The sequence below is a fragment of the Plectonema radiosum NIES-515 genome (assembly GCF_025753815.1).
Classification (GTDB): domain Bacteria; phylum Cyanobacteriota; class Cyanobacteriia; order Cyanobacteriales; family Nostocaceae; genus Hassallia; species Hassallia radiosum_A.
Genome location: NZ_JAOWRF010000159.1, coordinates 1 through 13,060, shown reverse-complemented (window position 1 = coordinate 13,060; position 13,060 = coordinate 1). Strand labels below are relative to the sequence as shown.

10 protein-coding genes are annotated in these 13,060 nt (G+C 40.9%); 4 read left to right on the top strand and 6 right to left on the bottom strand.

Translation table 11 applies throughout. The features are described 5' to 3' along the window. Positions 1–364: 364 nt before the first annotated feature. Positions 365–1,255, top strand: a complete 891-nt coding sequence (locus OGM63_RS10825; RefSeq protein ID WP_263745540.1) for an NAD(P)-dependent oxidoreductase — start codon at positions 365–367, stop codon at positions 1,253–1,255. A gap of 100 nt (positions 1,256–1,355) precedes the next feature. On the opposite strand, the gene OGM63_RS10820 is transcribed toward OGM63_RS10825, so the two are convergent. From OGM63_RS10820 to OGM63_RS10805, 4 genes are all read right to left on the bottom strand, one after another. After that, positions 1,356–3,563 carry a tetratricopeptide repeat protein gene (locus OGM63_RS10820; protein ID WP_263745539.1) on the bottom strand — a complete coding sequence of 736 codons (2,208 nt, stop codon included), beginning with the start codon at positions 3,561–3,563 and terminating at the stop codon, positions 1,356–1,358. A gap of 379 nt (positions 3,564–3,942) precedes the next feature. Then, the gene (locus OGM63_RS10815) at positions 3,943–4,329 is read right to left on the bottom strand and encodes a hypothetical protein (RefSeq protein ID WP_263745538.1); all 387 of its coding nucleotides are present in this window, start codon (positions 4,327–4,329) and stop codon (positions 3,943–3,945) included. Positions 4,330–4,511: 182 nt separating this feature from the next. Next, positions 4,512–4,673: a lipase family protein gene (locus OGM63_RS10810; RefSeq protein ID WP_263745537.1), complete on the bottom strand. Its 162-nt coding sequence runs from the start codon at positions 4,671–4,673 to the stop codon at positions 4,512–4,514. Positions 4,674–4,796: 123 nt separating this feature from the next. Then, the gene (locus tag OGM63_RS10805) at positions 4,797–6,101 is read right to left on the bottom strand and encodes an FGGY-family carbohydrate kinase (RefSeq protein ID WP_263745536.1); all 1,305 of its coding nucleotides are present in this window, start codon (positions 6,099–6,101) and stop codon (positions 4,797–4,799) included. 173 nt (positions 6,102–6,274) lie between these two features. On the opposite strand from OGM63_RS10805, the gene psaM reads away from it, so the two are divergent. Together psaM and OGM63_RS10795 are read left to right on the top strand one after the other, a co-directional pair. After that, on the top strand, positions 6,275–6,373 hold the full coding sequence (psaM, locus tag OGM63_RS10800; RefSeq protein WP_263745535.1) for a photosystem I reaction center subunit XII: 99 nt from the start codon (positions 6,275–6,277) through the stop codon (positions 6,371–6,373). 338 nt (positions 6,374–6,711) lie between these two features. Beyond that, positions 6,712–7,119, top strand: coding sequence for a slr1601 family putative cell division protein (locus OGM63_RS10795; RefSeq protein ID WP_263745534.1), 408 nt, complete (start codon positions 6,712–6,714; stop codon positions 7,117–7,119). 197 nt (positions 7,120–7,316) lie between these two features. Here the strand turns inward: OGM63_RS10795 and OGM63_RS10790 are convergent, their stop codons facing one another. Beyond that, the gene (locus OGM63_RS10790) at positions 7,317–8,927 is read right to left on the bottom strand and encodes a 2-isopropylmalate synthase (RefSeq protein ID WP_263745533.1); all 1,611 of its coding nucleotides are present in this window, start codon (positions 8,925–8,927) and stop codon (positions 7,317–7,319) included. A gap of 87 nt (positions 8,928–9,014) precedes the next feature. Then, complete coding sequence (locus tag OGM63_RS10785; RefSeq protein ID WP_029632188.1) at positions 9,015–9,536, bottom strand: LabA-like NYN domain-containing protein; 522 nt, start codon at positions 9,534–9,536, stop codon at positions 9,015–9,017. Positions 9,537–10,410: 874 nt separating this feature from the next. On the opposite strand from OGM63_RS10785, the gene OGM63_RS10780 reads away from it, so the two are divergent. Next, on the top strand, positions 10,411–12,795 hold the full coding sequence (locus tag OGM63_RS10780; protein WP_263745531.1) for a CHASE2 domain-containing protein: 2,385 nt from the start codon (positions 10,411–10,413) through the stop codon (positions 12,793–12,795). Positions 12,796–13,060: the final 265 nt, after the last annotated feature.

Genomic DNA, 13,060 nt, shown 5'->3' with positions numbered 1-13,060 from the left:
AAGAATTATTCTCCTTGTCTCCTTGTCTCCTGTCCATTGCCCAATGCCCTAATAAATCTAAAAAGTTAAAGCTATATTAATACTGCCTTTTGGATGGATAGTCTACCATAACAGTGATTACAGTTAAGACAAAAACATTCGAGAAGTAAAAATTATGTCTACTCATGACTTGTTAATGCTAGTGACACTACTTACCCCTGGTATTTTACTTTCAGTTTTGATTATGGCTACTTTTGCTGCTGGTGGCTAATCATCTGAACTGAATTTGAGTATCTTCAAATTATCAGCTAAAAGCTAATAGCTATTAGCTATTAGCTTTCCGTTTTCTTGAAAAGCGATCGCGTGTGCGAAAGGAAGAATAATAATGAAGGTAGCATTTCTGGGAACTGGATTAATGGGGCTACCGATGGCTCAAAGGTTATTAGCAGCAAATATACAGCTAATCGTCTATAACCGCACCCCAGAAAAATTAGCACCATTACAAGCAGCTGGAGCTGAAATTGCAGCGCATCCCCGCCACGCAATTCGCGCTGCTGATTGTATAATTCTCATGCTGACCAATGCGGGAGCAATTTATAGTGTACTGCTTTCGGATACTTCTTGGCGAACTCTGGCTGGGCGCACTGTCATTCAAATGGGGACAATTACTCCTTCCCAAAGCAAAGAAATTAGAGATTCGGTAGTTAACGCAGGTGGTGAATATTTAGAAGCACCGGTTTTAGGTAGCATTCCCGAAGCAACAGATGGCAAACTGATTGTCATGGTAGGTGCTTACCGCGAACAATATCAACGCTACTTAGAGTTATTACAACATTTTGGTTCACAACCCGTACATGTGGGTGCTGTGGGAACCGCTTCTGCACTCAAATTAGCGCTAAATCAACTAATTGCTTCTTTAACTACCAGCTTTGCTCTGAGTCTGGGTTTCGTTCAGCGTTACGGTGTCGATGTGGACTTGTTTATGCAAATTTTGCGAGACAGTGCGCTTTACGCACCGACATTTGACAAAAAGCTGCAACGGATGTTGGATGGTAATTATGCCAATCCCAATTTTCCGACAAAGCATCTACTTAAAGACACAGATTTATTTATCGATGAAGCGAAATCAGTGGGTTTGAATGTCAGCAGTATCGAAGGTGTGCGGGAAATTTTGCAAACGGCAATAAAAATGTCATTGGCTCAAGCTGATTATTCATCACTATTTTCTGCTATCAATTCAGATAGTAATGAAGAATGGGAAACTGGGAGTAGTTAGTGGTTAGTGGTTAGTGGTTAGTGGATCAGCTATTAATAGTAGGTTTCAAAGCTGGATAAGATATATTTTATAACTCATAGCAACTAACCACTAACAACAATCACAACTTTGATAAAATTTCTGGTAACAACTGACCTGGAACTTTAGATAAGGCAAGATTTTGTCCTTGTATCCCTAATTCATTGTGGAATGCGCGAACTATTTTCACCACATAATTGAAGGTTGTTTGATAAGCTTCAGGTTGTTTGCTGAAGCCATTTAAAGCTTGCAAATGGTTATCTAAAGCGGCTTCTAAGTATTGAGAACGAATTGCTTTATCGCAATCAAAATACTGGTCTGTTGCTAGTTGATAATGTGCCAGTCCGAGGTTATTGTGACTAGCAAAGATGTCAAAGCTGAGAGGTACGCCATTAAGTGAATGAGCAAGCGCAAGGGCTTCTTCGTATGCGCTGATGCAAAGTTGAAGAAAGTTGTGCCGCGCTTCTTTTGTTGTTTGAGATAGATTTGCTAGATGCCAATAAGCAGTGCCAAGATTATTTTGTGTAGCGGCTGCTGCTGTGGGAACGTTCTTCGGTGTACGATATTTTAAAGCTTCATTGTAGGCAGCGATCGCTTGTTGTAAATTATCCGCCGGATTTTCATATTGTGCCAGATTCCAGTTAGCCGTGCCGATGTTATTTTGAATCATGCCATATTTGAGCGGTTCCCTGTCGCTACTGTAAAGAGCTAGTGCTTCGTTGTAAGATGCGATCGCCTGCTTCAAATGCACCATCGGTTGATTATATTGCGCCAAATGCCAATAAGCAGTACCTAAATTATTCTGACAAGCAGCATACTTCAACGGCTCCATTTCCGCTGTCCGATAGCGCAAAGCCTCGCTGTAAGCTGAAACCGCTTGCAACCAGCTTTCTGACGGATTAGAAAAACGAGCTAAATCACCATAAGCTGTCCCCAAATTATTTTGCACCCGTGCATAAGTATCCGGGTGTGTTTGGGGTGCAATCATGTTTAAAGCTAACTGATAAAATTTAATTCCCTGTTCTATATAAGGTTGTCCCTCCTCAGAATTGGGAGGTGTGCGGTACAGCATCCAGTAAAGTGTACCTAAGTCATTTAATATATCTGGTACTTGGGGTGAGGTTTCGTCATGAGTAATAGCCTCCTGATAAGCGAGAATTGCTACCATCAAGTTTTCTAAGTTTGACTGTCCTTGCTCAATGCGAATCCGATATAAATTTCCTAAGCGATGATAAGCTGCTGCCAGTTCTGAGTTCGCTTCTGGTCGTGAGTGTAATTCCTCAATTTCCAAAAGCATTTGCTGCCCTTGGTAATTATCATCTTCTTCTGCGATTTTATGATTAATTGTTGCCAGTACTAACTCGCTTAACTCTTTGTTAACATGAGGCAAACTCGGCAGCAATGGGATATCACTCTGGCTGGATGTAGCAGTCTCTTCCTGTGGTGTTGCAGCAATGAATAATTCTGATTTTGCCTCAGTAACTTCTGCTGGTTTGTGTCCGTGATTAACTAGAGTTTCTGTCTGGAAATCGAAATCTTCCCCAAAATTTAAATTGCTAGAAGCTGCCTCTGTGATTTCTCTTTGGGTAACTGATTCTTCAATAATCGCATCTTCAAAACTGACTAAATCCAAACTTCTCGAACTGGGAAAACGTTCGGGAGCAGTTTGTTTTTGCATCGTCGGGGTGGGTTCGCCGGCAAACATAAATACACCAGTACGACAACGCCAAAACTGTGGTGCTGACTGCTGGATAGCATGTAACCAAGGACGCGGTACCCATAGCAACAAACTCGATTCTAAGAATCGATTCGATTCTTGGAGAGATAAATGCTGCTCAGTTAAGCGCAGATAGTGCAAAAATAAACGTTGTGTTGCTACTGGTTGCTTAGTTAACTGCTCTACTCCGACAATTTGAAATGTCGGAATTGGCAAAGGTCGCCCAGGTGAGTCTTTTGACGCTCCAACTACTGGCGGTGGATAATTAGTTAACCATTGATTTATTTGAGCGATCGGATTGGGGTCGCTCAAATTTAACCGCAATGTCACTAATCGCGGATAAGCTGGTGTGCTGCTTTCTTGCCAATCTGTTGGCTGATATAGTACTTGTCCAACCGGATAAGCCAAAGTTGAATGCAAACGAGCTGCAACTTGATTTCTCAGGTTTAAATCATCACATACCGCCAAAAAGATTTGTCGTCGTAAGCGAAGACTAAGGGCAAGTTTCAGACGGTGATATACTTGCCGATTCCAGGCTGAATTATTGGAGTGTGCAGTATCATTCACGCTCATGGCGGCGTCATAGCCAAAACACAGTTTACATCAGCTGACAGTTGCTTGCGGCGTCATACCGTAGTTAGTACTGTCCTCCTCTTTGAAGAGAAGAACAGTGCAAGCACCTTAAAAGTCTAGCTATGACTATGATTTTCAAGTGGTTGTGATACTGTTCAGGATAAATCGGGTGACTAGAGATTGGACTGGGGACTACGGACTGGAAATTAGAAAAAGAATTATTAGCGATGCCTTCTACCCAATTGGGCAAAATTTAATGGGTTTTTTTGGAGAAGAAGCAAGTAGTTGAACATTTTGTCTCAACTAAGTAGGTGGATCAGAATAAATATTTCTGTCCAAAGTCTAATAGAGATAAACCCCGTCTTTCAAGATGGGGTATTCATTTTATTTTAGCAGAATTATCTTCCGGATAAGTCAAACTCCAGTTATATTTATCATGAAGTTGAAAATACAAACCTTGGAGAATTAATCGCAAAGCCAGTCGAGTTCTAATGTAATCTCTGATTATATGGGTTCCCGGTTCCGCAAAAATGTCATCATAGTATTGACTATTACCAAAAGGCTTTTCGCAGAAACTGCCAAGACCTTTAACTGTTAAAATAAAGAATGGCGGTTCTTTGTATTTATCTGGAACCATAAATATACCATATACGTGGTGTTCGCCAAACCACGGTTTGACAACAACTTTAGTAGCATGTACTTGGAATTTTGGCGTTTTTGATCTCAGAAAAAGTTCTGCATTACAATCAGTATCATTCAGAGGCATCCACAGTGTAAGAAATGAGAGTGAAAGTAAAAAAATTAAAATATAAGTAACCAGACGACGCATAAACACAAGAGAAAGTATTTGTGTTCACATTTTGGCAATTAAAATTACCGAAAAGCAAAATAAAAGTTAGCGATCGCCTATATTCAACTTATATCATGGAAGCGCAAATCATACATATTCTAGAGACTTTCCACCGGAACGTCTCTAATGGGGATAATAGTACCAGCCATTGAGTGACCAACTAAGATAATATCTTCTTCGTCTTTGGTCAGCGATCGCAGCACTACATCAGCAAAGTCAGACAAACTAACAGATGAATCTTCAATTGGCAAATTCATCATTTACTAAAGTTAATCCCACTGCATTTAGTTGCTTCACAGAATTTGACCGAGATACCCACCCACCCCGACTGGGAGCCAAGTCCCCATTAATTTGGGCGAAAATTATCGGGATAAACCCCGTCTTTAAAGACGGGGGAAAGCGTTGTTTGCGATCGCGTTACTCCCACCTACTGACTCTCCCCCTCCCCCCATGGCTAAAAGCGCTGTCCCATAGGCAGCTTCGGTATTATCAGAACGCAGCAGAGGAACCTGTAAATACCGTTTTCTAATTGCCGTCCAAGTGTCATTTGCTGCACCACCTCCAGCGGTGTAGACACGCTTTAACTTATCTGCTCCAAGCTGCTGTAGTAATTCATACCCCCGCGCCTCTATCCGTGCCATACTTTGTAATAATCCATGTAAAAATTCCACAGGATTATCTGGACGCGGTTCTAATCGCGGTGGTAAATTTGGGTCATTAATCGGAAAGCGATCGCCAATTTTCAACAACGGATAATAATCTAACGAGCTTGATTCGCCTAAATCAATTTCACGACTGTATCTTTCTAACTCAGCATCCGGAAAAAATTTCCGTAGCACCGCACCCCCAGTATTGGAAGCACCCCCAGTTAACCACAAATCGCCTAAACGGTGGCTGTAAATTCCATATCGCGCATCTTCTACACGGGTACGACTCAACAACTTCAACACCAACGTCGAACCAAGGGAAGTCACCGCATCACCGGGTAATTTTGCACCACTGGCGATAAAAGCGGCAATACTATCAGTTGTACCAGCACACACTAAGCAATATGAAGGGAAACCGAATTTAGCCGCAATTTCTGGAAGTAATTGAGCGATCGCAGTTCCAGGAGCTACTACTTTTGGTAGATGAATTGGTATTTGCAGCTTCTCCAACCATTCCGGGTATCGAAAATTTTCCACGTCATAACCCAATTTCAAAGCGTTGTGGTAATCGCTTATACCCAACTTTCCATGCAAGAGAAACCCTAACCAGTCGGCTTGATGCATAAAATATCTAGCCTCTGCGAAAGATGGTTGTAGAGACATCCACAGAAGTTTAGCCAAGCTGGAAGTAGCGCTTAATACGGTATGATTTGCGGGTGCGACGTGACCCAAGCGTTCCAGCATGACTGCACCCCGGTCATCATTGTACAACAGCGGTGCGTCTACAAGCTCTCCAGAGGCATCGCACAGCAAGACAGTGGAAGAAGTTCCATTGATGGCGATCGCCTTGATTTGAAGGCGCAATTCTGAGGGGATTTGTTCTAACAAGGTAAACAAAGCTGTTTGCCAGCAAGTCGTCAAGTTACCTTCATTTGACATTTCCCAAGGATACCGCACCGAATAAAGCATATTGCCTTCAAAGGAAATCACCACACCCCTAGCACCAGAAGTCCCAAAATCGATACCCAGATAGCAAAACATAGATTAATAATTTTTGCTAAAAAAACTTGACTTTTGACTCGTAGAGACGCGATATATCGCGTCTCTACTTTTGACTACTTTTTGTAACAAGTTATTCCCCAATCTTGGCAAAACAGGCAAAAGTAGTAAACGAACCGATCAAAATTCCTATTCTATTCGCAGGATTCGATTATATGCATATATCAGATACTCAAGTCTACATAGCTCTAGTTGTGGCGCTGATTCCAGGAATTCTGGCTTGGCGTTTATCAACAGAACTTTACAAATCCTAAGCTGCTTGATACTGGGACTGTAAACTAGGGATTAGGAAAAAATACCATAGATTTTTAATTCCCGAACCTAATTGCCAATATTCCCATCTGCCATCTCAGGCAAAGTATCAAAAAGCTGATAATCCTGGCAGTACGAAAGCAGTTTCCATTTTGCGGCTTGATACCGTCGATTCTTGGTAACTGATTACTTGCGTATGCCAGGTTTATTTTTAAGTATTAACATACGTGTAGCAATCTCGAAAAAATGAAGTAATATGACAGCTAAATAAAACCGTAATTAATCTTAGTCAGATTTTTCCGGTTAGTTTCTGCCGATAGTCGAGGTTATTTTTAATACTATGAATGCATTTCAACCTTCCAGACCACCGCTAGAACCTATACAAAAACGTCGGGTTGCTCCAAGACCACGACGGCATCTAAGACAACGCTCTTATCAGGTGATGGCACTGGAAACGACGGTAAAAATCGGGGTTAATGCTGTCATTTCAGTCGCCGCAGCATCTGCCTTGGTACAACTTTTGCCTTACCATTGGTTACAGCAAGACAAACTAAGAGAAATTGGCACTGAAGTCAAATTGATGGAAGGACGTGTCAACACTTTAAACACAAAATTTAGCCATAACTTCGATCCGCGTGAAAATAAAACTATTATGCAACAACAATCTTATCGATTTGACCCCAGCCAGCGTCAAGTCGTGATTATGAATAAAGATGGATCAGAAGTCGAACAACCACCAGATCGCTAATCACCAATAGACGTCTCCATAAATTAATTATGCGTTGCCCGAAACCCTTGTAGAGAGGTAGCTAGCTTACGTCTCTACGTATGACTCCGGAGATGTCTAATAGCGAATATAACGGTTCTCATTTGAATCACATATATATTCAAAAAATAAATGTAGAGACTACCAAGTGCTACGTCTCTACATTTATGTCAATTGCATCAAATTTGCTGTGCAGTTACCTGTTCTTGTTTTTGGGATTGTTGCAGATAAGGATACAATCTATTCAGTGCATTCACGTAAGCCTGAGCCGAGGCAACTATGATGTCTGTATTCGCCGCATGTCCTGCAAATACTTGAGATTCATACCGGAGGCGGATGGTTACTTCCCCAAGTGCGTCAATACCTTCTGTTACCGACTGTACGGAAAACTCAATTAACTGATTTGGGACGTTAACCACGCGGTTAATTGCTTTATAAACCGCATCTACGGGTCCTGTACCGATCGCTGCGTCAGTTAATTCTTCACCTTCTGGAGTGCGGAGGGTGACAGTTGCGGTGGGACGAGCGCGATCGCCACAAGAAACTTGCACCAACTCTAATCTAAACAAATCGGGTGCTTGTTGAATTTCATCGTTAACGATCGCTTCCAAATCCCAATCCGAAATTTCTTTCTTTTTATCGGCTACTTCTTTGAACCTGACGAATGCTTTATTTAACTCGCTTTCTGAAAGTTCAAAGCCCAATTCTTTCAACCGAGTACGGAAAGCATTTCTGCCTGAATGTTTACCCAAGACGATTTGATTGTCTGTCAATCCAATCAATTGGGCATCCATAATTTCATAGGTGAGCTTGTTTTTTAGCACACCATCTTGATGAATCCCAGACTCATGAGCAAAAGCATTTGCACCCACTATTGCTTTATTTGCTTGCACTAACATTCCCGTCAAATTGGAAACTAAGCGCGATGTTTTGTAAATTTGACGAGTGTCAATATTTGTCAGTGATTCTTCGGATTCTGCTGGTCTTCCTAAGAACGGATTAAAATATTGTCGTCGGACGTGCAATGCCATAACTAATTCTTCTAACGAGGCATTTCCTGCACGTTCACCAATTCCGTTGATGGTACATTCTAACTGCCTTGCGCCATTTTTCACAGCTTCTAGGAAGTTAGCAACTGCCAAGCCTAAATCATTATGTCCGTGAACGGAAATAATGGCGCTATTGATGTTGGGGACATTTTCTTTAATTCCCTTAATTAGCGCTCCAAATTCGCTGGGGGTAGTATAACCCACTGTGTCAGGAATGTTAACTGTTGTTGCGCCCGCTGCGATCGCTCGCTCTAATACTTGGTAAAGAAATTCTGGATCGGAACGCACAGCATCCATCGGCGAAAATTCTATATCTGCCATGAAAGTTTTGGCATAAGCGACCATTTCTTCGGCGATCGCTAATACTTCTGAGCGTGACTTCCGCAGCTGATACTCTAAATGGATATCAGATGTGGAAATAAATGTGTGAATTCTCCCTTTAGCGGCTGGTTTTAATGCGGATGCCGCAGCTTCAATATCTCCTTTAATCGCTCTTGCCAAACTACAAATTATCGGACCATTTTCTGTCCCGACAATTTCCGCGATTTTGCTCACTGCCTGAAAATCTCCAGGACTCGCAAAAGCGAAACCTGCTTCAATCACATCTACCCCAAGACGTGCTAGCTGCTTGGCGATCGCCAGCTTTTCGTCTATATTCAAAGTCGCACCCGGACACTGCTCACCATCTCGCAGGGTCGTATCAAAAATGATAATTTTCTCTTCGTTGTTGTTCATTTTCATCTCCTTATTAGCGTTTCTAATTTTTACCGCAAATATCTTTTATATTAATTTTCTTTACTCCTGATTTGTAAATAATTGCTAAGAATATCAACCTTCCGTTTTTTCGATTTTATCCCGAATATCGTTCAAATCTATATATCTATCAGTAGCATTACGTAACTCTCTGGCTATCATCCCTTCTGTCGATACTACTGTTATATAAGTATTTTTCCCTCTTAATAATTCTATTGCTCTTTCAAAATCTCCATCACCACTAAATAAAACTACTCGATCGTATTGTTCTACTGTATTAAACATATCTACAACAATTTCTATATCTAAATTTGCTTTTTGTGAATAACGACCGGAGGAATCATCATAATATTCTTTAAGAATTTTAGTTCTGACTGTATATCCCAAACTGATTAGAGCATCCCTAAACCCTCGCTGATCTTGTGGATCTTTTAAGCCTGTGTACCAAAAGGCATTGATTAAGGCTGTTTCATGATGCTCGGTTCTAAAATATTCTAAGACGCGTCGTGGATCAAAAAACCAGCCATTTTTTTGTTGAGCATAGAACATATTGTTTCCATCTACAAAAATAGATAGACGATTCATTGGAGAACCCATAGTAAAGTTACACCTAATATATATAGAAAAGCATTTAGATTGAACAATAGATTATAGCAATAATAAAATGACAAATTTGCTAATATCTATAAACTATATCGTCATTTATAGCTTTGACGTTACCTCTTTCAAATGATAAAATCGGCTGAAACATTGGAGTGGGCTTTCAATTGGGCGCTGAACCTTTTTTACTCCAGCTAGTATAGTGGCAAGAAATAAATGCGTAATGTTCATAATAGCTCTTCAATACCCCGCCAACACTCTCTAAGACACGGAAAAAACGCTTTATTTTTATGAAGCACCTCTACAATAAATACCCTACGATCAAAATCTACCAATAAAATTGACTGTTGGGACAGCTAATTTAACCATATAACAGTTAAGTTTACTCCTAAAGAGGTATGGGTAGGCTGGGAGTAGGATATAATCATCCTTATCTATAGATTTTGTCTTTAAAGTAATTCATAACATCCCTTGAAAGCTACTTTATAGCTAGATCAACGGATTTGCCATCGCAAATCCGTTATCTATATCTTTGAGGACGTGAGACATTCACACTGGGCGATCGCCCAGCACCGTCAATCATCGCAGAACGTGAGAGGTATTATAGAATTGAGTATACTCACCCTCGCTGCAACTTAATCTCGCTTCAGTCTGTGGAACAATCATATATACTCACTTGGGTTATTAAAATATATGAAGCTATGTTTCGTTTCTGACTTGATATAAGAGCCTTACTTCCGATTTGGGAAAAAATAAAGAATAAGTTACAAATGTATAAGTTTTTCATTTAAGTATCATGTCAAGATAGTTGGGACTATAACAGGGTGTAAATAAATAAAATCATTGTATGTAAATCTATGAATAACACGATATGGCAGAAGAATCTAAATCTCCCTTACCTAAAAACTATGTCTCTGCTGCCAATAGACTGTCAAGTAAATCGACAAAAACCACTGCAACTGCATTAGCGCGTTTCTCAAAGCAGATGACTCGTTTAGGTCATCTACTTGCTGGTACTTCCGCATTAGGAGCAGCATTGCTAAGTGCTTCTGGCTTGGGTTTAACGCAATTGATGGAAAGTCAGGCATTTTCTACTTTTTATCAACTACGCGGCTCTGTGATGCCGCCAGAAGATATCGTGATATTAGCAATTGACGACCAGTCAACATCAACTCCTGCACAATCCTATCAAATAGACCCGAAGCAGTATGCCTACTTTGAACCGCTACAAAAATTTCCTTATAAACGTGAGGCATATGCTCAGGTAATTGATAAGTTAATCAAAGCAGGGGCACGCTCGGTTGCATTAGATGTAGTATTCGATCGACCGAATCTTGAGGATACTGCCGACGATCAAAAGTTACAACAGTCATTGCAACGTTATGGTGACAAAGTTGCTTTAGGGGCAGTTTACGAGTTTATTGAGACGTATCAAGGCAAAGGTTGGCAGTTGTCCCAGCCATCCGTGCAGTTTCGCACAGGCTCGGTATCGATTGGCTCGGTTAATTTACCCGTAGAGGTAGATGGCAAAATTCACCGCTTCGCAAGCGAATTTCCGAAATTGTTAGCGAAAAACGAAGGTTTTGTCCCAGGAGATAAAATACCATCTTTTGGGGAAGCGGTTCTTAGAGCCGCAAACGTGAAATATGCGCGACCAAAAGGCGATCGCATTTATTTTTACGGTTCTCCGCAAACATTCGAGCATATTCCTTTCTGGTACGTACTCGATCCCGAAAATTGGAATTCTTATTTGCAGCAAGGAAAAATTTTCAAAGATAAAATAGTTTTGATTGGGGCAACCAACAAGTTAAGTAATGATTATCATTCAGTAGCTGCTGCCCCAAGTTATGAACAAATGGCAGGGGTAGAAATTCATGCGAATGCGATCGCGACTTTAATGCAGGGAAAAGCGATCGCTCAACCAATTAAAAATCCATTTCTGCAAGGATTGTTTGTGCTTGCCTTAGTTGGTGGATGTGCCCTGATAGTCACTCGCAACAAGCGAGGCATAATTAGATTTTTAGCTATGACTGCCCTAGCAACCATTTGGGGCGGAATTAGTTATTCTATTTTTATATATAATCAGTTAATTTTACCAACTACAGTGCCAATGATGGCGATGGGTGCGATCGGACTTTCTTATCTCGGAACCGAAGTAGCTAAAGATAAGTTAAGAAAAAGCCAATTAGTCAATATTCTTCAGAAACATTCATCTAATCATCTTGCCCAAGAAATTATCAGCATGGAAGATGACCTGCAAGACCTGCTTCAGCAAAGAGAAAAAGCAATAGCGGGTAAAATACTTGACGGACGCTACAAAATTGTCAAAGTTCTCGGTTCAGGAGGATTCAGCGAAACCTACATTGCAGAAGATACCAGACGTCCACAAAACCCGCTATGTGTTGTTAAACAGTTAAAACCAGGTAATACCAAATCAGAAAGCTTAGAAATTGCCAGACGTTTGTTTAAATCAGAAGCGCAAACTTTAGAAAAACTAGGAACACATCCCCAAATTCCTCAGTTATTGGCTTATTTTGAAGAAGACGAAGAATTTTACTTAATTCAAGAATATATAATCGGTCATCCTCTCAATCAGGAACTTCCAGCAGGTAAACTTATCCCCGAACCCAAAGTTATCGAGATGTTGCGGGACTTATTGCAAACATTAGCATTTGTTCATGACAATGGCGTAATTCACCGAGATATTAAACCCAGCAACATCATGCGACGAGATGACAACAAACTGGTATTAATTGACTTTGGTGCCGTTAAAGAAGTCACTACACAACTGCTTGATAATCCAGAGCAAACTGCCTTTACCATTGGCATTGGTACTAAAGGTTATGCACCAAGCGAACAATGTTTTGGGCGTCCGCAATACAGTAGTGACATCTATGCAGTTGGCATGATTGGTATTAAAGCCTTGACTGGCAAACATCCCCATGAACTAGATAGAGATGCTGACGGAGAACTGAAATGGCTCGACAAAGCAAAGGTCAGTCACGCCTTAGCAGAGATTTTTAGTAAAATGGTGCTGGATGACTTTAAACAACGCTATCAATCTGCATCCCTAGTTCTAGAAGCCCTTGATGAGTTGAAAAATTCTCAATACACGAATTTGGCAAATACTTTATCTTTAGAAGATACAGACACTCCCACCATATCTTGGGTAGAAGTTTCTGAAGACACCCCACAACCACCATCTTCCACATCTATTGTTCCACAACCATTTGACAAATTCGAGAGTAAAAATTAGTTAGCTGGACATAAAAAAATTAAAGTTCGTAGTTAGCGCTTCAGCGCTAAAACACTAACTACGAATTGCAAACTAGTTTTGCTTGAATTGTTTTCTTACTTAACCCGACTGAATCAAACATTCAGTCGGATAATTTCATGTGCTTGGTTTAACCGGAGGTGTAACTGGTGGAGTTGGAGGAGACTCGCTCTTCGGTGGAGTTGGAGGAGACTCGCTCTTCGGTGGAGTTGGAGGAGACTCGCTCTTCGGTGGAGTTGGAGGAGAC

Bases quoted from the DNA above. Each gene is read 5' to 3' on its own strand.
- OGM63_RS10810 (WP_263745537.1), bottom strand. From the start codon at position 4,673: ATGATGAATTTGCCAATTGAAGATTCATCTGTTAGTTTGTCTGACTTT.
- OGM63_RS10790 (WP_263745533.1), bottom strand. From the start codon at position 8,927: ATGAAAATGAACAACAACGAAGAGAAAATTATCATTTTTGATACGACC.
- OGM63_RS10820 (WP_263745539.1), bottom strand. From the start codon at position 3,563: ATGAGCGTGAATGATACTGCACACTCCAATAATTCAGCCTGGAATCGG.
- OGM63_RS10825 (WP_263745540.1), top strand. From the start codon at position 365: ATGAAGGTAGCATTTCTGGGAACTGGATTAATGGGGCTACCGATGGCT.
- OGM63_RS10785 (WP_029632188.1), bottom strand. From the start codon at position 9,536: ATGGGTTCTCCAATGAATCGTCTATCTATTTTTGTAGATGGAAACAAT.
- psaM (WP_263745535.1), top strand. From the start codon at position 6,275: ATGCATATATCAGATACTCAAGTCTACATAGCTCTAGTTGTGGCGCTG.
- OGM63_RS10795 (WP_263745534.1), top strand. From the start codon at position 6,712: ATGAATGCATTTCAACCTTCCAGACCACCGCTAGAACCTATACAAAAA.
- OGM63_RS10780 (WP_263745531.1), top strand. From the start codon at position 10,411: ATGGCAGAAGAATCTAAATCTCCCTTACCTAAAAACTATGTCTCTGCT.
- OGM63_RS10815 (WP_263745538.1), bottom strand. From the start codon at position 4,329: ATGCCTCTGAATGATACTGATTGTAATGCAGAACTTTTTCTGAGATCA.
- OGM63_RS10805 (WP_263745536.1), bottom strand. From the start codon at position 6,101: ATGTTTTGCTATCTGGGTATCGATTTTGGGACTTCTGGTGCTAGGGGT.